Origin of the sequence: Vibrio sp. 10N.261.55.F4 (assembly GCF_041470465.1) — a bacterium.
In the GTDB taxonomy this organism is placed as follows: domain Bacteria; phylum Pseudomonadota; class Gammaproteobacteria; order Enterobacterales; family Vibrionaceae; genus Vibrio; species Vibrio crassostreae_C.
Window position 1 is genome coordinate 1 of record NZ_JBFRMM010000041.1, and the last position, 20585, is coordinate 20585.

General features: G+C 44.1%; 13 protein-coding genes and 1 pseudogene. 9 read left to right on the plus strand and 5 right to left on the minus strand.

Annotated features, from left to right (window positions below; genetic code table 11):
• Positions 1 to 10: 10 nt before the first annotated feature.
• Positions 11 to 1141: an ISAs1 family transposase gene (locus AB4249_RS18685; protein ID WP_102332848.1), complete on the minus strand. Its 1131-nt coding sequence runs from the start codon at positions 1139 to 1141 to the stop codon at positions 11 to 13.
• A 578-nt stretch (positions 1142 to 1719) separates the two neighbouring features.
• Between AB4249_RS18685 and AB4249_RS18690 the strand changes: the two genes are divergently transcribed.
• From AB4249_RS18690 to AB4249_RS18710, 5 genes are all read left to right on the plus strand, one after another.
• Positions 1720 to 3855, plus strand: coding sequence for an LruC domain-containing protein (locus AB4249_RS18690; protein WP_372104365.1), 2136 nt, complete (start codon positions 1720 to 1722; stop codon positions 3853 to 3855).
• Positions 3856 to 3866: 11 nt separating this feature from the next.
• Entirely contained in the window at positions 3867 to 4502 is a 636-nt protein-coding gene (locus tag AB4249_RS18695; RefSeq protein WP_017064433.1) for a hypothetical protein, read from the plus strand.
• A gap of 206 nt (positions 4503 to 4708) precedes the next feature.
• Positions 4709 to 5023 (plus strand): hypothetical protein, encoded by a 315-nt coding sequence (locus AB4249_RS18700; protein ID WP_017061706.1) that lies wholly within the window; start codon positions 4709 to 4711, stop codon positions 5021 to 5023.
• Between the two features lie 123 nt (positions 5024 to 5146).
• On the plus strand, positions 5147 to 5995 hold the full coding sequence (locus tag AB4249_RS18705) for a sulfurtransferase (RefSeq protein ID WP_372104368.1): 849 nt from the start codon (positions 5147 to 5149) through the stop codon (positions 5993 to 5995).
• 385 nt (positions 5996 to 6380) lie between these two features.
• The gene (locus AB4249_RS18710) at positions 6381 to 8675 is read left to right on the plus strand and encodes a putative bifunctional diguanylate cyclase/phosphodiesterase (protein ID WP_372104371.1); all 2295 of its coding nucleotides are present in this window, start codon (positions 6381 to 6383) and stop codon (positions 8673 to 8675) included.
• Between the two features lie 91 nt (positions 8676 to 8766).
• Here the strand turns inward: AB4249_RS18710 and AB4249_RS18715 are convergent, their stop codons facing one another.
• Positions 8767 to 10137, minus strand: coding sequence for a glycoside hydrolase family 18 protein (locus AB4249_RS18715; RefSeq protein ID WP_198599066.1), 1371 nt, complete (start codon positions 10135 to 10137; stop codon positions 8767 to 8769).
• 172 nt (positions 10138 to 10309) lie between these two features.
• Entirely contained in the window at positions 10310 to 11314 is a 1005-nt protein-coding gene (locus tag AB4249_RS18720) for a sugar-binding transcriptional regulator (RefSeq protein ID WP_102428999.1), read from the minus strand.
• A 459-nt stretch (positions 11315 to 11773) separates the two neighbouring features.
• Between AB4249_RS18720 and tal the strand changes: the two genes are divergently transcribed.
• Positions 11774 to 12724 carry a transaldolase gene (gene tal / locus AB4249_RS18725; protein WP_372104374.1) on the plus strand — a complete coding sequence of 317 codons (951 nt, stop codon included), beginning with the start codon at positions 11774 to 11776 and terminating at the stop codon, positions 12722 to 12724.
• A gap of 87 nt (positions 12725 to 12811) precedes the next feature.
• On the plus strand, positions 12812 to 14803 hold the full coding sequence (gene tkt, locus AB4249_RS18730; RefSeq protein WP_009845572.1) for a transketolase: 1992 nt from the start codon (positions 12812 to 12814) through the stop codon (positions 14801 to 14803).
• A 108-nt stretch (positions 14804 to 14911) separates the two neighbouring features.
• Here tkt and AB4249_RS18735 read toward each other — a convergent pair whose 3' ends face one another.
• Complete coding sequence (locus tag AB4249_RS18735; protein ID WP_372104377.1) at positions 14912 to 16474, minus strand: methyl-accepting chemotaxis protein; 1563 nt, start codon at positions 16472 to 16474, stop codon at positions 14912 to 14914.
• A 165-nt stretch (positions 16475 to 16639) separates the two neighbouring features.
• Positions 16640 to 17044, minus strand: a pseudogene (locus AB4249_RS18740) (Lrp/AsnC family transcriptional regulator); the annotation flags it as partial.
• A 409-nt stretch (positions 17045 to 17453) separates the two neighbouring features.
• Here AB4249_RS18740 and AB4249_RS18745 point away from each other — a divergent pair.
• Together AB4249_RS18745 and AB4249_RS18750 are read left to right on the plus strand one after the other, a co-directional pair.
• Positions 17454 to 17780: a hypothetical protein gene (locus AB4249_RS18745; protein WP_102428996.1), complete on the plus strand. Its 327-nt coding sequence runs from the start codon at positions 17454 to 17456 to the stop codon at positions 17778 to 17780.
• A 47-nt stretch (positions 17781 to 17827) separates the two neighbouring features.
• Positions 17828 to 20584 (plus strand): immune inhibitor A domain-containing protein, encoded by a 2757-nt coding sequence (locus AB4249_RS18750; protein ID WP_372104380.1) that lies wholly within the window; start codon positions 17828 to 17830, stop codon positions 20582 to 20584.
• Position 20585 lies beyond the last annotated feature (1 nt).

Consider the following 20585-nt stretch of genomic DNA (forward strand, 5'->3'; position numbering starts at 1 on the left):
CAGGGCAAGATTACGAAGCCCCTTGCCCTGCAAGGACTTGCGAAAGGTAAGCGTTATTGCGGTTCGCTTTTTTCTGCTTTCTTTTGATCCCTGCTTTGAAGCTGATTTCTTCCGTCAGCAGATTTAAAGCTATATGTCTTATAACTGCTAAATTCTCACCGGCTTGCTCTCGACGTATCCGACATTCATCTTCTTTAAAACCAACGTCTAATCGCCAGTGCATCTGATTTTCAATGCTCCAATGTGCTCGCGTGCTCTCTAGTAAAGCTTTAGCCGTTAGTTTTGCTGAGCTTATGTAGTGCTTGATTTGCATTGTTTCTGCTGGCTTATCACCTTCTTGACGAATTGAAACGACCATACCAATTGTGGAGAGTTCAGCCCAATCAAACGCTATATAGCCTAAGAAATCTGTATTGTGAACAACCATACTCAAACGCGTTTCTGTACGACCATGCCCTTTCTCTTGAGTGACGTATTTATCACCTTCAAAACTATTAATCATACTAGAATTAAACACTTGGCTAATCGCTTGCTCCAATCGTTTTTGATTACCTTTTACCGCTAAGAGATAATCTGCATCTTGAGCGACTATCTTTTCAGCTATATCCTTCTGGCATCCCATAGCATCAATAGTCACTAAACAATCTCGCAAGGAAAGCATTTCAAGCAGTTCAGGGATCGCTTTTATTTCATTGCTTTTATCCGCAGTCTTCACTTGTCCTAGTACAACTTGGTTTGCTGCACTAAAGGCACTAACCATATGGATTGCACCACAACGCTTGTCTTTGTTGTATGTGCCTCTGAGAGTTTTGCCGTCGATAGCAATCACTTCACCCTCTGTCGTCTCATGACAGTCTTTCATCCACGCAGTAAAGCATCGTTGCAGTTGCTTGGCGGAAATAAGATTGATAACTCGGGCAATGGTATCGTGTACTGGTATGCCTTGTTTGAAATCACCATACTGCCTAAGCCATTCCAAGTTATCTTCACCAAAATCTTCAATATCCTCCCAACCTTCAGCACCAGCAATCACTGCTGCAATTGTTAAGAAGATAATGTCGGTTAGCGTGTGCTCTATTTTCCAAGCTTGGCGAGGGTCTCGAATAACTGAAATATGGTCCAAAAGGCTTAATCCATTCATTGTGGCTAAATATCTGCTGTTAAAAAACAGTATATGATCACACCTAAATCTGATCATCAAATCGATCTTGAATGTATTGAATTTGTTGTGACTTCAGTGTACAAATTAGTGGAAACATCACTTCACGCTACCCCTTATTCCATATGGGTTTTTCATGATCTTGCCCTGGGGTATTCCCTTTATGAATCAAACTCAGATTGTGAATTGATTAACAAAGGAAAGAGTTTACCGTTTGGAGGAGTAAAGGTTTATGGCAAGCATTTTCGATATGTCAGAATAAAAGCTAACGCTGAAAGCATTTTAGCATCCAAAGTGGTCTCAGATATTGTTCCATTCACGAGTGAATACATACAGAGCCTATTAGACAATCACTCGTAATTACCGCCTAAGCTCTTGTATCCTTAGCTCTAATCAAATAGAAATATAAAGGCCTTTGGCTATTTGGATGGCACACTTTCATATTGACACTCAAATTGGAAACTGAACTCGATAAATAATAAAAACCCATTAAATCAAACACTTAAAACTGGCACGTAACTTGATTGAATATCTAGACCTTCCATCACAAGGATGTAGATATGAGAATTACAACGTTAAGTTTGCTATTAAGTGCCCCTCTAGTCGCCAACGCAGCGCCATTCGATACCTGCCCTAGTCAAGCATACCTCTTTCAGTCGAAACCCGTTGAAGTTTGGGGTGTAAACCTAGTAACAGGTTCAACCACACTGTTAGAAGACGATACGGGTATGAATGCCAATATCAATGGTGTCGGTTTCGACTTTCAAGACAGATATATTTATGGCTATGACACCACCAACAAACGTTTAGTGCGTCTTGGTCAAGACTTCCAAGCAGAAGTTATCAATACCAGTGGCTTACCAACCGATCACACTTTCTATGTCGGCGACGTCTATGACCATGTGTATTACCTGTACCGCACAGGGAAAGGCTTATTCACCGTAGACCTCTCTCCTTTAGACTCTGATCCGAATGCGACCGTCACGGTCAACAAAATCGCTGGTAGTCCAGCAACTGTGAGGTTGACCGACTTTGCCTTCCACCCAAGTGATGGCTCTTTATATGGTATCGATAATAACTCGGGTGGCTTGTACCAATTCAACCCAACCACAGGCGCAGAAACCTACATTGGTGACACCGGCGAGTTAGGTACGTTCGGTGCTGGCTATTTTGATGTCAACGGCTACTACTACGTATCTCGAAACCAAGACGGTAAAATTTACCGTATCAATCTGTCTCCAGACAACGCTGCCAATATCGCGGCAGGTATTGTTCCAGCCGTTGAATTTGTTTCGAATGGCCCAGCTTCTGGTCAAAACGATGGTGCTCGTTGTGCTAATGCACCTGTTGTTGATGAAGACTCAAACATCGACTTCGGTGATGCTCCAGACAGCTACCTAACGTTACTGGCGAGCAATGGCCCTCGACATGAACTCGATGGCATCACATGGTTAGGTACAACTCCTCCAGATGCGGATTTAGATGGTTATGTCACACCTCAATCAGATGAAACTGTCGGGGTGGATGATGAATGGGCAAACGGTGGTATCGGTTTTGTTACCGCACTTGAAGCAGGGCTTGATTCAAAAGTAGTAATTGAAGCTTCAACAACCGGTTACCTTTCAGCTTGGATAGACTGGAACCAAGATGGCAGCTTCGATGGCGCCAACGAGCAAGTGTTTACAGATTACGCGCTCGATGCTGGTGAAAACGATCTATTCCTAAATGTCGACATCAACGCACTAACCGGTACTACGTGGGCAAGATTTAGATTCAGCCAACAAACCAACCTAAGTTACTTTGGCGGTTCAACCTCTGGTGAGGTGGTCGATATTCAAGTCGATGTTCTTAACGATGGTGCCACTGCTCGTTACTTCCCAAGTGCTTCTGGTTACGCAACGCTCGCGTACGAAGATAACTGGCCTTATAAAGCTGACTACGACATGAACGATGCTGTTCTTATGTATCGTATTACTGAAATCCTTAAAGATGGAAAAGTCGTTAAATCAACTATCGACGGCCGCCTAGCTGCTGTCGGGGCATCGTACAGAAATGGTTTTGCTGTTCGACTTCCTAACCTCGACCCGAGCTTGGTGAGTAGTGGTAGCTCTTACATGAAACACAACGGCGTATTCACTGACCTTGACCTAGAAGATGGACGTAGCGAAGCAATCTTTGTTATCGCCAATGACCTGACAGAAAAAATCAGCACTGGCTGTACCTTCTACCGCACCAGTAATGGATGTAAAGAAGATGAGCAGTTCTCGTTCCAAATTGGTATTACTTTAGCCGGTGACGGTGTGAGTACTGGCAGCTGGACCGATATGCCTTACGACCCGTTCATCTTCGCAACGCCTGGGTATTATCATGGTGAAAACCTACCTCTACATCCAGGACGCAGCTGGGAGGTTCACTTGCCAGACCAAGCTCCAACCGAAGCATTTGATACCACTAACCTCTTTGAAGCTGGTTTAGGCGTCGATGACAGTAATCCATCAACAGGTAAATACTTCAAAACAGTAGAAAACCACCCTTGGGCACTAATAGTGACTTCGGATGACGAATGGGAGTGGCCTTTAGAGTACGTCGATATTGTTACCGCTTACCCAGGGTTTAAAGAATACGCAGAATCCGGCGGTGAAACGAACCAAACATGGTACCAATCACCTGCAGACAACCAACGTTACGAACCATAAGGAGAGACGTTATGACTATTCACACTAAACAATATCGAGACAATCATTGCGTTGATTCAAGTCGCAATCTCTTTGAGGAAAAACGTATGTCTGTACAAAGCACTTGGAACATCAAGAAGTCACTAGCCGTTATTTTAGCTGCAGCGCCATTAGTATTAGCCGGCTGTGGAGGCGGCGGCGGTGGGGGCGGAAGTACATCTACGGCATCACCATCTACACCCTCGACACCTGCAACTCCGTCGAATCCGGTAACAGCAACGACTCCGGTAACAGCAACGCCTTCGCCGTCTCCCGCGACAAGTGCGGTAGCAGCGCAGAGCTATACGATGAGTGATTTGGTGGTACCTGATGGATTTGACTACAACTCTGTTGAACAGTTTGATCTCAACATTGACATCAGCAGCATTTCGACAGACCGTTCTTTTGTGACCGTTTATAGCCGCTTTAGTACAAGAGATGACTCAACCTTGAAGCCGGATTACTCCAGCAAGGTCATTGCGGGCCCACTAGATAACGGTGTGTTCGCCTCCAACTTTGCAGCACCAGTAAACCATGACGCACTCTTGATAGAGATTTGGTTTTACGATGGTCAACCTCCATTACAACAAGTGGTTTCTAGCGGCGACTCTCAGATTGTCTGGCAGTAAATTGTTTAACAGCAGGTAACTTGTCGTTAGCGAGATCTCTGACGAAACAGAGTCAAAATGGATTGTTTGTAAGTAGGAAGTGAGCAGAAATGCTCACTTTTTTATTTTCGTCGAAGAGCAGTTAATTCAGCTTTCTTAGCGAGTAGCATTCACTTTACCACCAACCTCACTTATATTTTCAACATAACCTTCAAAGACTTACTCTCATGAAACAGTTAAAAATAGGTCTATTTATCTTAATGTGTGGCGTAGGCGTGTTAGTTGCCCTTGCCTATTTCCCGCTAACATCAGAGACGGGGCAACGTATTCAAGCCAAAGTAATTTCGAACACGCTTACTCAATCCTTAGATGGGCACAGGCGTTATCTGACGGTTCAGACAAAAGATAATGACGTATTTCGGCTCTCTATTGCTCCTACCACAGACTGCCCTATTGATTCTGTGGTCGCGCTTGATACATTAAACAATCAAATAACCGGACAAAGCAGTTATCAGTTCATCCACTGTCGAGCTGCACAGTAGCCATCGATGCAACAACGGTATTCGTAAAGCAACTGTATTCGCAAAAGCAACAGTAATCGCTCTACCACTGTATTCGCTAAAACAGTAAGAATCGCTAAAACAACAAGAATGGATATAACAATAATGAATCAGCCACTCATTTCACCACAACAACTTCAACAACGTTTGCTAGCAGAAGACAATATCATCATCCTCGACGCCAGCATCGAGTTTCAAATTCCAAGCGAGTCAGAAAAGATCAAAGGACAAATGATTCCTGGTGCTATTCGTTTTGACTACGACAAAGACTTTTGTAACAAGCACACTCTGCTTCCTCACATGTTTCCGAGCGAAAAACACTTCAACACTCGCGCAAAAGAAATTGGCATCAATCAAGACAGTACGATTGTGGTTTACGATAACTCCGGAACCTTCGCTTCTCCTCGTGCGTGGTGGATGTTTATGGCAATGGGACACAACGACGTATTCATCTTAGATAGCGGTTTGCCAGCTTGGATCGAAGCCGGTTACGCGACCGAGACTGACTATCGCACCGAAGTAAAAGCGGGCAATTTTGAAGGCCATATTCAAGACAACTACTTTGTCAGTGCTCAGCAGATTGAAGGTTACTCAACTGACAAGAGCGCAAACATTGTAGATGCTCGTTCTCAAGCTCGTTTCGATTCAGAAGTTCCTGAACCACGTGAAGGCTTGCGTAGTGGCCATATACCGAATTCTATTTGCCTACCATTTGCCCAAGTACTCAAAAACGGCAAGTTAAAGTCCCAAGAAGAGCTTATTGATATCTTTTCAACGCTAGAATTAACGCCTTCTCAACCTATGTTCTTTAGCTGTGGATCTGGCGTAACAGCTTGCATCATATTATTAGCCGCTAAACTCGCTGGCTATAACGGTGAAATGGGTGTTTACGACGGTTCATGGACGGAATGGGGTGCTAACGACAAACTCCCTATCGCCGTGACTAAAAAGTAATTCAACTTCGCTTAATGCAACTATTAGAATATACTGCGCATGCATAAAGAGCTTACTGATAATGATGGCCCCACGTCTCATGAAGTAAGCCTCTATGTCGCAGTTAACGCTATGTTCATTTGAGACCAAGACTCGATTCACGCCGTTTGATTTGTAACCCACATCAACTTGCTAACCATAATTCGTGATTAATCATAAACTAATCGTTATCGACGTTATGAATACTAATTTTTCACTCAAGAATCTCTGCTCGTAGTCGTTACACTATTTAATCATTAATACTTTCATCATTGATGTTTGTATTTTTCGTTGCATGAATCGCGCTGACAACCCAATAGTTTGTCACTTGCAGTCTGTTAAAAGTAGTAACCAACAAAGGCATCTCATGGCTCTATTTAAGCAAAATATCTGGTCGCTGTACGCGTTTGTCGTACTACTGACCCTGATACTTTTCGCCGCGTTGGGAATAACAAACTGGAAAGCAAACAGAGACGACTTCATAGAGCAGCAACACATTCAGGTTGAGCTTTTTTCTAGCTCCGTCAACTCGCTGCTGACCAGTCAAGAAGCCTTGTTAGAAGTAGTTGGCCATCAACTGGCTCAACAGTCTGATTTCACACGTACTGCATCTATCCAGATTAGGCCAATATTAGACAAGCTACTTGAGACCCACCCTGCGATAGCAGCGTTTGGCTTGTTGAACACCGACGGTGATTACCTCTCGATTAGCTCAAATCTCGAACTTGCGAATCAAAGGAACTTGCTGCAATACGCGCCAACCAGAGGCTCCTTCCTAGACGCCCTATCAAGCAGTAGCATGGTGCTTGGCCGTACCTATTTTCAAGATTCGTTGAATAGCTTAGTCATCCCGCTGAGAAAATCCATTTCAATCGATGGCAAGAAAACCGATGCAGTAATGACCGCAGGGCTACGATTAGACGCAACGATCGTATTTGAAAATAATGCTCACGCCGGAAGTTTCAATACACTAAGCCTGATCAGAAAAGACAGCTATCGCCAGTTTTATTCAAGTGATATTGAATCTGAGAGTGCCTATTCCTCTCCAGTCGGCAAAGATGTCATACAGCGTATTGCAAGTATCTTTACCGACCACTTCGGAATTAGCGTACAAGAAGCGATGAATGGGCAAGAAACCTATTCTTTTGTCGTCGACGATGAAGAGTACCACTCTTTGATGAGCGCGAAATACATCCCAAACTACAAATTATGGGTGGTAGGACGTACGGATCTAACTCACGTCGATAGTATATTCATACAAGAGTTCAGCATTCTTTTCGTTGCCTTTATTTTTCTTCAGTTTGGTTTCTACTTTTTGGTTAAGTCGATTGCCAAGAATGAACAACGGACTCGTAGCCAACTCATTTATCAGGCGAACCATGACCCTTTAACCTCTCTGCCAAACCGTTTGTACATGCGTAGAAACATTGGTAAATGGATTGACGATGAGTCAGAGCCGTTTTCGCTGTTGTTTATCGATATCGATAACTTTAAATGCGTCAATGACACCCACGGGCATGACTTTGGAGATAAGGTTCTCAAACAGATCGCTTTGCGTTTGATGAGGTTCCGATCTCGCCTCAGCCTATTGGTACGTGAATCCAGTGATGAGTTTTTGTTCTTGACGCCCTTGTCGAATGAAGCTGAAATTAAACGACTCGCCAAGCGCATTATTGAAGTGCTTTCTCAACCTTATGAAGTTGAAAGCGCTCAGTTTTTGTTAGGTTGCAGCATCGGCGTAGCGCGTTTCCCAGAACACGGAAAAGATCTGGATAGCCTGTTACGTTCTGCCGATATTTCAATGTACAAAGCGAAACAGCAGCAAAACTCGTACAGTATTTTCACAACGGAAATGCAAGATGCTCATCTCTACAAAATGAAAGTAGAACAAAGGCTACGCATCGCTATCGAGAAACAAACGCTGTTCATGGTTTTCCAACCGCTGGTTCGTGCAAATGAAAGTATTCATGGTGTAGAAGCACTCGTGCGCTGGATTGATGAGGAATTGGGTTTTGTTCCGCCAGATGTCTTTATACCGATAGCAGAGAACACGGGTTTAATGCAAAAACTGGGGACTTTTATTATTGAGTCCAGCATTATGCAGATCGCCCACTTGCACCGAACAACAGAACAAAAGGTCGGGCTGTCGATCAACATATCAGTGCGTCAGTTTTCTCATCAATCCTTCTCTGAGCACTTGTTCGCGACACTAGAAAAGTATCAACTCTCTCCTAGCTGTTTAACGCTAGAAATTACCGAGAGCTTGTTCATTGAAGATGTGACTTTGGTGAAACCGACTTTTGAAGCCCTCAAAGAGAAGAATATAAAGATCTCTTTAGATGATTTCGGGACAGGTTATTCATCACTAAGTATGTTGAAAGCACTGCCTATCGATGAACTTAAAATCGATAAGAGCTTTATTGAGAACATTGCTGTCGATCAGCAGTCACTCACCATGGTGCAAAACATCATCGCAATCGGTAAGAACTTCGGCATGGTGGTATTAGCAGAAGGCGTAGAATCAAACGAACACTTCGCAATTCTAAAGGCATGTGGATGTGACTTAATGCAAGGCTATTACTTCTCTCGCCCTATTCCTTATGATGAGCTGGCTACTCACCTAAACAAGAAAGTGACCGAGCACGCGGAATGTTCTGTTTAAGAACGTGAGTTAAATAGACGAGCTAAATAAGGTAGGCGGCTAAACACCTACCTTATTTTCTAGGTATTTTCTGTTCAGTTATTTATTCATTTCACTTTTTATTCATTTCACTATGCATAACATCGATCAACTGCCCGGAAGGATCTCCTGATAATTCCCAAGTAAAAATGCCGCCTAGGTCTGATTTCTTCGCCCATTCTGCCTTTGCTTTAATAGAACGCTGATCTTCAAAAGATATGAATACTTTTTTATCTGGGTTCCACAAATAAGGTGCTTGAGCTTGCTCATCATACTTATACTCATAACCTTGTTTACTACTGTAGTTATTCATAAGATCCCAAAACATGAAGTAACCGTTTTCACCGGTACCAAACTGCGCCCCTTGTTCAGAAACTAGGTCACCTTTAGGCAGCTCTCCAGCAAAGTCTTTTGTCCCTTGCCAACCTCGACCATAAAAAGCCGCCCCGATCACGAGCTTCTCGCTAGGAATACCTTGCTCTATCATCTGATTAATGAAGACATCAGCTCCCATTCCCCACCAACTACGCTCGGTGGCATGTAAGTTTGTTGTGTGACCTGTTTGAGTTCCCCAGCCTCCGAGGAAGTCATACGTCATCGCAAACATGTTCGTCAGATATGGGCTAGCTGCGTTCCAGTCAATTTGAGCTGCCTTAGCACCAACACCGACAGCCGTTGAAAGCTCGTAATCTCTTTGAGTCGTCTTTGATAGAGCGTCCAAATCACTTCTGATTGTTTTTACTAAAAGAGTAAAAGCTTCACGCTCTAGCGCTTTTTGCTCATCCGTTAGTTTCGTCTCTGGGTTCCAAGGCGAAGTGGTTAAGCCGCCGCCTCCTGGGTATTCCCAATCAAGATCAATACCATCAAAGAAGTCGTATTTTTGGATCAATTCAACAGCAGTTTTTGAAAAGTGCGCAATGGCTTGAGGATCTTTCGCCATCGCATGGAAAGGTTCAGACATTGTCCACCCTCCAAATGAGGGCAAAATTTTGATATTTTGATTGTCGGCCTTCAGTTGAGCTAACTGGGCAAAGTGACCTTTATAGGCGACATCAACACCCACGTCTCCGAAATCGACTTCTAACGCAGCTTCTTTATCCACAATAATCGCGGTATATGGTTGTTTGTCTGCACATTGCTGCTGAATTTGTTTTTGGACGGGCTCACCAGCACCGCTATGAGGACCACACATGCTCAAGAAGGCGTAAATAATATGTGAGAGCTTGTCTGCAGGTATGTCGTCAACGGTATAAGGGTTGTCTTTATTCAGATATTGCCAATCTGCAAAATACCCAGCGACGACTTTATCATCAGCATGTGCCGTAGGCGTGAGTATACAAGCAGCGGCTATTAAGCTAAGCGCACTGATAGAATTAAATTTAAAGATAGAACTTGATTGGTCACTGTTACTAGAAATAGCTTGTGTGATAAATGACAGTTTCATAATTATCTCCTTTAGTGTGGCTTAACATTAAAGAGTGATAATTCTTTCAACCGCTGAACAAATTCACTATTCGAGTCATGTCTAATAGTTATCCCCTTTATTGCACTGGTTTCATTAGGGGGAATTACCATCATTGCTCAAATAGTGAATTCAACGAAGCATGAGTATCTTACTATTTACTGCTGTTTGGTTTATTCACGCTAAGTTGTTCATCTAAGTTAAGTACCGTCAAAGCATTACTTACGCTGGTCGCTATCACATCGACCACACCGGTCCTTAGTGCGCCTAATAGAGCTAATGGCTTACTGTTCTCGGCTGCAATGGCAATGACTTCTGCAATTGGGCGGAATTCTTCCAAGGCCAAACCAATCACACGGTCACTCATTACTGTGTTTGCTGTTTTACCGTGAACATCGAAAAAGTCATAACCCGCAAAGTCACCGACGACTCCTTGCAATAAACGAGATTGAACGACCTCACCTGCGGTAAACCAACCTAAGTCGACCATATAGCTGTTTTCACTCATATCACCGATACCGACTAATGCAACATCGGCTTTTCGAGCGAGATCGAGTGTCTGCTTAACGGTGCTGTTTTCCATAAATGCGGTTTTTTGCGCTTTATTCTCGGCATAAGCCGGCGCGTATAAGGTTTCAGAAGATCCACCGTACTTTTTGGCTAGCTGCCTGCATATATGGTCGGCATTAAACATACCGCCTCTTGGGTGAATACCGCCGATACCACACACGAATTTACAGTCTCGTGGCGTAATTACGCCAGTGTGGTGAGCAACAGACGATACGTTTCGCCCTTGTCCTACTGTCACCACCATACCGTTTTTCAGTGTACTGGTAAGATAATTAGACACTAAACCAGCAACCTGTAATCGCTGCTTCTCTTCATTTGGTTGGTCTAGTGCTACAAGAGCACGCTTTACACCAAATCGTTCGATCAAACGTTGCTCGATCTTCGCACTAAAGACGGGGTGATATTTCACGGTGATCTCAACAATGCCCTCATCTCGGGCTTGCTTGAGCATTCGACCAACCTTTGCACGGGAGATAGAGTACTTTTTAGATATCTCTTCTTGCGTGGCACCATCTTGATAATAAGCAACCGCTACTTCAGTGAGGAGATCAGTGTTTTCTTCGGAAACATCTTGGATATTCTTACTCATATACCACTCAACCAATATTTAACAATTATTTTACCTGCTTGAAGAACAAATGTTCGATGCTTAAGCAAGTGATACACAAGTTTACACCCCGAACATATGTAACAGCAAGGTACATTTGCTCATAGTCATAACCATGGTTTTGTTGTTGATTAATTCACCTCACTTTGCTCGTTAAACGTTTGCTTGCATAGCCCATGATTACTAGAGCGAAATATATTTGACTGAAGTCACCATACAGTACTATTTACCGTTGACTTTGGGGCTAGATCGGATAAATATGGCTACATCATTTACTCATCGAGCGATCAAATGTTCTGTGCAAATGTTCGTTCGGAGAAAAATTTAAATTAATGTAAGTTTGGCTCACTGGTACAACCATTGAGAACTTCATTAGTTAGCTTGCAAATGCCCACACCTCTCCCATTAATGAGGTGTTATGCGATACATAGGATGATCAAAATGAGCAATAAATTAGAGCAACTTCGTAAACTAACAACTGTTGTAGCTGACACTGGCGATATCGAAGCTATCAGCAAGTACACTCCTGAAGATGCAACAACTAACCCATCTCTAATTCTTAAAGCTGCTCAAATTGCTGAGTACGCTCCTCTAATCGATGCTTCTATCGAATACGCAAAAGCGCAAAGCGGTGATAAAGCACAGCAAGTTCAAGATACTTGCGACATGCTTAACGTGAACATCGGTAAAGAAATCCTAAAAGTTGTACCTGGCCGTATCTCTACTGAAGTCGATGCTCGTCTTTCTTACGACATGGAAGGCAGCGTTGCTAAAGCTCGTCAACTTATCAAAATGTACAACGACGCTGGTATCACTAACGACCGCATCCTTATCAAACTGGCTTCTACTTGGGAAGGCATCCGTGCTGCTGAAATCCTAGAGAAAGAAGGCATCAACTGTAACCTAACGCTTCTATTCTCTTTCGCTCAAGCTCGTGCTTGTGCTGAAGCTGGCGTATTCCTAATCTCTCCTTTCGTTGGTCGCATCATGGACTGGTACAAAGCGAAAGAAGGTCGTGATTTCGAAGCTTCAGAAGATCCAGGCGTAATCTCTGTTTCAGATATCTACAACTACTACAAAGACCACGGCTACAAAACTGTTGTTATGGGCGCAAGCTTCCGTAACATCGGCGAGATCCTTGAGCTTGCTGGTTGTGACCGTCTAACTATCGCTCCTCAACTTCTAGCAGACCTAGAAGCAGCAGAAGGCGAAGTAGTAGAGAAGCTTATCGACTCTAACGGTACTAAAGAGCGTCCAGCAGCGATGACTCACGCTGAGTTCCTATGGGACCACAACCAAGATGCAATGGCTGTTGAGAAACTGGCTGAAGGCATCCGCAACTTCGCCATTGACCAAGGCAAACTAGAAGACATGATCGCAGCTAAGCTGTAATCACTCTTACCAAATTCAAATAGGGGAACGTTCAGTTCCCCTACTTTTATCAATTTTGTTTTTCTTAATTTTTATTCGGAAGTTCTTATGAATCGCAAACATCTAGCTAACGCTATTCGTGCTCTAAGCATGGACGGCGTACAACAAGCAAACTCTGGTCACCCAGGCGCACCTATGGGTATGGCTGACATCGCTGAAGTACTTTGGCGTTCTCACTTAAACCACAACCCAGCAAACCCAGAGTGGGCTGACCGCGACCGTTTTATCCTGTCTAACGGCCACGGCTCAATGCTGATTTACTCTCTGCTGCACCTAGCAGGTTACGAGCTTTCAATTGAAGATCTTAAAAACTTCCGTCAACTGCATTCTAAGACTCCAGGTCACCCTGAGTACGGCTACGCACCAGGCATCGAAACAACGACTGGTCCTCTAGGTCAAGGCATTACTAACGCTGTTGGTATGGCTATGGCTGAGAAAGCGCTAGCTGCTCAGTTCAACAAAGAAGGCCACGACATCGTAGACCACTACACTTATGCATTCATGGGTGATGGCTGTCTGATGGAAGGTATTTCTCACGAAGCATGTTCTCTAGCAGGTACGCTTGGTCTTGGTAAGCTGGTTGCTTTCTGGGATGACAACGGTATCTCTATCGATGGCGAAGTTGAAGGTTGGTTCTCTGACGATACACCTAAGCGTTTCGAAGCTTACGGCTGGCACGTAATCCCAGCGGTAGATGGTCACGATTCTGACGCTATCAACGCAGCGATTGAAGCGGCTAAAGCAGACCCTCGCCCTACTCTAATCTGCACTAAAACAGTGATTGGCTTTGGTTCTCCAAACAAAGCAGGTACGCACGACTGTCACGGTGCTCCACTAGGCGCTGAAGAAATTGCAGCAACACGTAAAGAATTAGGTTGGGAGCACGGTCCTTTTGAAATTCCGTCGGAAGTTTACTCAGAGTGGGATGCGAAAGAAGCAGGCGCAGCTAAGGAAGCAGCGTGGAACGAGAAACTTGCAGCTTATGAAGCAGCATACCCTGAGCTGGCAGCTGAATTCAAACGCCGCGTAAACGGTGACCTACCAGCTGAGTGGGAAGAGAAAGCATCGGCAATCATCGCTGATCTTCAAGCTAACCCAGCAAACATCGCATCACGTAAAGCATCTCAAAATGCTCTAGAAGCGTTCGGTGCTATGCTACCAGAATTCATGGGCGGCTCTGCTGACCTTGCGCCTTCTAACCTAACTATGTGGTCTGGTTCTAAGTCTCTTGAAGCGAACGACTTCTCTGGTAACTACATCCATTACGGTGTACGTGAATTCGGTATGACGGCTATCATGAACGGTATCGCTCTACACGGTGGTTTCGTACCATACGGCGCAACGTTCCTAATGTTCATGGAATACGCGCGTAACGCTATGCGTATGGCTGCTCTGATGAAAACTCAGAACATCCAAGTTTACACGCATGACTCTATCGGTCTTGGCGAAGATGGTCCAACTCACCAACCAGTTGAGCAAATCGCTTCTCTACGTCTAACTCCAAACATGAGCACATGGCGCCCATGTGACCAAGTTGAGTCTGCTGTTGCTTGGAAACTAGCAATCGAGCGTAAAGATGGTCCTTCTGCACTTATCTTCTCTCGTCAAAACCTTGCACAACAAGATCGTGACGCTGAGCAAGTAGCAAACATCGCTAAGGGTGGTTACATCCTGAAAGATTGTGAAGGCAAGCCAGAGCTTATCCTTATCGCAACGGGTTCTGAAGTTGAGCTAGCGGTTAACGCTGCTGCTGAGCTAACGGCTGAAGGTAAGAAAGTACGCGTAGTTTCTATGCCTGCTACTGATGCGTTCGACAAACAAGACGCGCAGTACCGTGAGTCTGTACTTCCATCTGACGTAACGGCACGTATCGCTGTAGAAGCTGGCATCGCTGACTTCTGGTACAAGTACGTTGGTTTCGGTGGCAAGATCATCGGTATGACAACGTTCGGCGAATCTGCACCAGCAGGCGAGCTATTCAAGATGTTCGGTTTCACTACTGAAAACGTAGTAAACACAGCGAAAGAGCTTCTAGCTTAATCTTGAATACATTGTCTCGCCCTTCAATGGGTTGATGCATACAGAAAGCCCCGCATGAAAATACGGGGCTTTTTTTGTCTTTTCTCTCATTCGGATTAAATCTAACGGCTATTTTTCTTCGAAACGCTTTGCCAGTTGGTAGAACTCATTGACTTGTTCTTTTAGCTCTGTGGAGTGGTCTTTCACAGAATGCGTTGCCACTAAGTTTTGTTCTGCGGTCGAGGCGATAGACTGCATATGCAGATTGACTTCACTCGACAGCTCACGTTGCTTATGAGCAGAACTTTCAACAGACTGCATGAGTTCATTCATGGATTGCATTAGGTTTTCGACTTCCGACAAGCGCTCTGCACTCACCTTCGCAACACCACCACATGCGTCCGTTTGCTCACGGTTCGCCAGAATATCTTTTTGCCACCCTTCAATCGTCGTTAGCATGGTATCGATGCTCTCTTTGATCTGAACCGTAGCCTTTGAGGTTCGACCCGACAATGCACGGACTTCGTCGGCAACAACGGCAAAGCCTCGTCCTTGCTCGCCCGCTCTCGCCGCTTCAATCGCAGCGTTCAGGGCCAACAAGTTGGTTTGTTCGGCGATTCCACCAATCTCTTCCATTATCTTGCTTACGCTCTGCGCTTGATCGCTCAGTTGGTAAGTCGTTTGAGTCGCCTTTTCAGCCTGAGAAGCTAGGCTCTCTAAGTTTTGATGAGTTTGATTAATGCTTTCTTTAGCGCAAGCACAGGTTTGCAAAGTCACATCAACAATCTGGTGCGCTTCTTCTGTGCGAGAAGAGACCTCATTGGCGGTGACTTCAACCTCTTCAGTCGCCTCTCGTACTTGAAGAATGTCTTTTGTTTGTTGATCTAAGGCTTCTGATACTTCAAATGACGTCGCATTTAGGTTGTCAGCCAAATCTTGTAACGGCTTGGCTGAGTCTGTCATGCGACCTAATACGGTGTGGATTCTTGCAGACAATAGTTTTAAGTGAAAATCGGCAATAGAGAACTGACTATTACCTGAATAAACAAGACGACTAACACTATCGAATTTAGATTGCAGCTTTTTCAACTGCAGTGGAGTATCAATCAGCTCTTGTCGGAAAAGCAGTGCTAATGCTGAAACAGGAAGTAGGCTCAACAACCATTGTGATACTTGCCCTACTTCAATGAGATTTGAAATTAACGGCGCAGCCAAAGAGCCTAGCAACACGGCGTAACGAACACTGTCACTGATCTTTAATGACCATTGGCGACCCGACTTTTCAGCCTTCAAGAGGCCTTGGTAAGCCTTATCTGCAACTTGTATCCATTCATTCTTTGGCTTAACACGAACAGATTGGTAGCCACTCACCTTACCATTGTCGTAAATTGGAGTTACATAAGCATCGACCCAGTAAAACCCACCAGATTTGGTTTTGTTTTTTACGATGCCACGCCAAGCTTTACCTTGCTTTAGGTTAACCCACATATCAGCAAAAGCGGCTTTCGGCATATCGTTATGCCTTACGATATTGTGGTGTTGCCCTAGCAATTCTTGTTGGCTGTATTCCGCTATGCGACAAAAAGCATCATTACTGTACGTAATCACGCCTTTTAAATCAGTGGTAGAGACAAGTTGTTCGTTTTCGCTGAGAAGCGTTTCACGAGATTGAGTAGATGAGCTGACAGTCATTATATTAACTTAGGTTAATTATTATTTTAGGCGAGGAATATATACAATTATTAAAGTTATGACAAAATGTGAACGTCACATTTTGTGTAAATGCCTGCTATTTATACAAATATTAGCTAAGTACCTCACAAAGCTAATAACTTCACTATCTTCTCATGCCAACAGTCACGACTCATCTAAGTTTACGGCAGTGGTAAATTTCACGGTTCTCATTGAGACAGAGGTATGGAATTTACGAATATTCAGATCTTTGCGTAGTACTCGCTCCACAAAGTCTTCGTAGGCTTGAATGTCTTTGACCGTCACAATCAGCATGAAATCAAAGCTGCCTAATATCTGATAGCACTGCGTGACCTCTTCTGCCTTTGAAATAGAATGGCGAAAGATTTGGTAAATATCCCCTCGATCACGCTCCATTTCCACGGACACAACCAAAGTCATCTTACTGCCGGTCAGTTCTGGATTAATGATGGACACACCACCGACAATCACGCCCTCTTCTCTCAGCCGTTTCACTCGCTTTAAGCAAGCAGGCGGTGACAACCCGACCAGCTCTGCTATTGTTAAATTTCACGTCATTGAAACACTGAAAGTTACTCTCAATACCCTAATTATTGATATTTTGAGTAAAAATAATTTGAGCATGGGTATTTACTAATGACTCAGTTATTACATGCGTATTTTAAAACACCGATAATAAAAAATTATCTTATTAGTTAGAACCCAACGCCTTGTATAAAGCGCCCTCCAGAATAATAACCACGACCTAATCAATGTTATTAAACATCCAAACTATCAACTATTCATTCAACAAAACCCATTAAATAACTGACAATAGAATAAATAACACTCCTTATTTTATATTAACTCTAAATGTTGAAACCGGAACGAATAATTAATTGTAATAATTATCCATTTGATTGGTAAAATTTATAAATATATTTTGTTACATAATCAAAACTGATGGCTTGATATAATAATGTCACACAAAACAATGGCTTTAATGGTTCTAATTTTTTCCTCACTGTCACAGGCTTCCACTATTGAGAACGACGAACTATTGCTGAAGTCATTGATAAAACAAGGTGTTATCTGTTCAGGCTTAACCTATGAGGAAAATCAAGAAGCTTTGCGTATCTATCTCAACGCTAAAAAAGTGAAGAGCACTCCGTTTGATTCAAAAAATAGAAAAGAGACAACCAATACAAAAGAGATAGAAGATAAAAAAAATACAACAAACACACGTCAGTTAAATAAGACACCACAAGAGTGTATTAGGCCAAACTCGGACAACAGATCCGAATAAGGCAAGTTGATACTGATATCGACATGGAAATATAAAAAGGAAATATAATGAAAATGATGAGAAGAACATTGTTGGCTTCAGCAATGCTTACTCTATTTAGCGTCAGTGGTTATGCAAAAACACCTATTGATTTAGGCGTAGTTAATGAAGACAAACTCATTGAAATGCTAGTTAGACAAGGCTTAGTCGACCAAGATGCAACCGATGTGGCAAAGCAGGATGCGCTTGACCGTTACTTGAAAAATAAAATCAATTCCGGTTTCAAAGGCGATGCTCAATTCGGAAAAAAAGCACTTGAGCAACGCGCAAAAATACTCAAAGCCATAGAAAAAGGGTCTGGCGTTAAAAAAGCGAGTGTCTTTGCTTTAGAAGTCGGCACCAAGCGCACCGATAAAGTACTCGCTCTATTGGTCGATTTCCCTGATTTGAACTGGGATGACAACAAGTTGACCGAAGAGCACACGCAGATGCTCTATGAGAGCTACAATCCAGAGCATTATCAAGAGCTGTTGTTCTCAAATTCTGGCTACACAGGGCCCAACGGCGAGAACCTAATCTCGATGCGCCAATATTACCAAAGCGAATCTGGTGACAGTTACAGCGTTGCAGGTCAAGCGGCAGGTTGGTATCGCGCCTCCAAGCCTGCGTCATTCTATGGTGGCAACTCCCCTACCACCGACAACGACTTAAACGCCCAAGAACTGGTTCGTGAAGCGCTAAATCAACTGGCGCAAGATCCGAGTATCAACCTTGCCGATTACGACATCGAAGATCGTTACGATTACGACGGTGACGGAAATTTCCGCGAACCCGATGGTGTGATTGACCACCTGATGGTGTTTCATGCATCGGTAGGCGAAGAAGCCGGTGGTGGCGTGTTAGGCCCTGATGCGATTTGGTCTCACCGATTCAACCTTGGTCGCACTCATGTACTGGAAGGTACTTCTAGCTCGCTTCCAGATCGATTTGGTGGCCAATACGCGGCGTTCGATTACACCATTCAACCGATTGATGCGGCTGCAGGTGTTTGTGCCCACGAATATGGCCATGATTTAGGCTTACCAGACGAGTATGACACGCAATACACAGGCAGAGGCGAACCGGTTTCTTACTGGTCAATCATGTCTTCGGGCAGTTGGGCTGGTCAAATTGGTGGTACACAACCAACGGCATTCAGCTCTTGGGCAAAACACTTCCTACAGAAATCGATTGGCGGACGTTGGGTTAACGATGATCAGCTCTCGATTGATGACCTAGAAGACAATCCACAAGTGTATACGCTGTTCCAAACAACGGATAACAGTCGTCCTAACATGATCAAAGTGGATCTTCCTGAAAAGCAGATTGAAAGTCTGAAACCCTTTGAGGGCGAGTATTCATTCCACTCTCAAAAAGGCGATGATCTGAAAAACAGTATGACTCGCAAGTTGATGATCCCAGCGGGTGATTCTGCACTGCTGTCTTTCAAAACTTGGTATGAGATTGAAAAAGACTACGACTTTGCTCGCGTGCTAATCAACGGACAAGCCATTGCAGGCAACATTACCTCAATGGACGACCCATACAACACGGACCTCGTTCCTGCTATTGGCGGCGAATCTGGCGGATGGGTTAACGCTGAGTTCGACGTTTCACAATGGGCAGGACAAGAAGTTGAACTTTCATTTGAGTACATCACCGATGGCGGCTTAGCAATGGAAGGCTTCTATCTGGATAACCTCAGTGTTGTCGTTGATGGTGAAGTCACCTCAATAGATGATGCTGAGAGCAACTCCACCTTCTCCCTTAATGGTTACAAGCTGAGTAATGGATTCCATCAAGCGCAGCACTACTATCTATTGCAATGGCGCAGCCACATGGATGTTGATGAAGGCCTAGCGAACATCAAACGCATGGGACAACTGATGTCATTCGACCCTGGCTTGATCATTTGGTACGTCGACGAATCACTAACCGACAACTGGGTAGGTAAACACCCTGGTGAAGGTTGGTTAGGCGTGGTCGATGCAGACCAAAATGCCATGGTGTGGGCAAACTCTGGTGAAGCGGCTCAAACACGCTACCAAGTTCGAGACGCAGCGTTTTCACTCAAAGATCATACTCCAATGCGTCTTGTAAACAGCGACAACGATGTACTCGAAGATACCAGTTTGGTTGGCAATGCTAGCTTCTCGGATGACCAAGATTACACATCGCCTCAAGCACCAGATTCAGGACGCATCCTGACGGAGTTTGGTTTAGCGGTCGATATTGTGAATCAGAGTGATAACAACGAATACGGTGTGGTTCGCTTATCTAAAGTAAGCCAACACAACGTCGCTCCTACTGCGAACTTCGAGCTGAATGTGACTGGCCTGAATGTTTCTGTAAACAACTTCAGCTCAGACCAAGACGGTGAGATCACCCAGTACCTGTGGGACTTTGGGAACGGCACAACAAGTACCGAAGTGGCACCAACTTGGTCTTATGAACAGGCCGGTGAATACACGTTGAACTTGACTGTTGTCGACGACAAAGGCGCTACCGATTCATTTAGATCTGTAGTGAGTGTTGAATCTCCAAACGCCCTTCCAGAAGCGAGCGCGAAGTACATTCACTTGGGCCGCTGGGTAACCATGTGGTCTACAAGTTCAGACAGCGATGGTCGTATTGTTGATACCGAGTGGACACTTCCAAATGGAAAGGTCAAACGTGGTCGCACATTCACGTCAATCTTCCCTTCATACGGAAAGCACGAAGTGACGCTAAAGATAATCGATGACCAAGGTGGAATTACCACCAAAACGATTTTGGTCGACCTGTAAA

Coding starts and splice junctions, on each gene's coding strand:
- AB4249_RS18735 (WP_372104377.1), bottom strand. CDS start 16,474: ATGACTGTCAGCTCATCTACTCAATCTCGTGAAACGCTTCTCAGCGAA.
- AB4249_RS18720 (WP_102428999.1), bottom strand. CDS start 11,314: ATGAGTAAGAATATCCAAGATGTTTCCGAAGAAAACACTGATCTCCTC.
- tkt (WP_009845572.1), top strand. CDS start 12,812: ATGAATCGCAAACATCTAGCTAACGCTATTCGTGCTCTAAGCATGGAC.
- AB4249_RS18700 (WP_017061706.1), top strand. CDS start 4,709: ATGAAACAGTTAAAAATAGGTCTATTTATCTTAATGTGTGGCGTAGGC.
- AB4249_RS18690 (WP_372104365.1), top strand. CDS start 1,720: ATGAGAATTACAACGTTAAGTTTGCTATTAAGTGCCCCTCTAGTCGCC.
- AB4249_RS18695 (WP_017064433.1), top strand. CDS start 3,867: ATGACTATTCACACTAAACAATATCGAGACAATCATTGCGTTGATTCA.
- tal (WP_372104374.1), top strand. CDS start 11,774: ATGAGCAATAAATTAGAGCAACTTCGTAAACTAACAACTGTTGTAGCT.
- AB4249_RS18685 (WP_102332848.1), bottom strand. CDS start 1,141: ATGAATGGATTAAGCCTTTTGGACCATATTTCAGTTATTCGAGACCCT.
- AB4249_RS18705 (WP_372104368.1), top strand. CDS start 5,147: ATGAATCAGCCACTCATTTCACCACAACAACTTCAACAACGTTTGCTA.
- AB4249_RS18715 (WP_198599066.1), bottom strand. CDS start 10,137: ATGAAACTGTCATTTATCACACAAGCTATTTCTAGTAACAGTGACCAA.
- AB4249_RS18710 (WP_372104371.1), top strand. CDS start 6,381: ATGGCTCTATTTAAGCAAAATATCTGGTCGCTGTACGCGTTTGTCGTA.
- AB4249_RS18745 (WP_102428996.1), top strand. CDS start 17,454: ATGTCACACAAAACAATGGCTTTAATGGTTCTAATTTTTTCCTCACTG.
- AB4249_RS18750 (WP_372104380.1), top strand. CDS start 17,828: ATGAAAATGATGAGAAGAACATTGTTGGCTTCAGCAATGCTTACTCTA.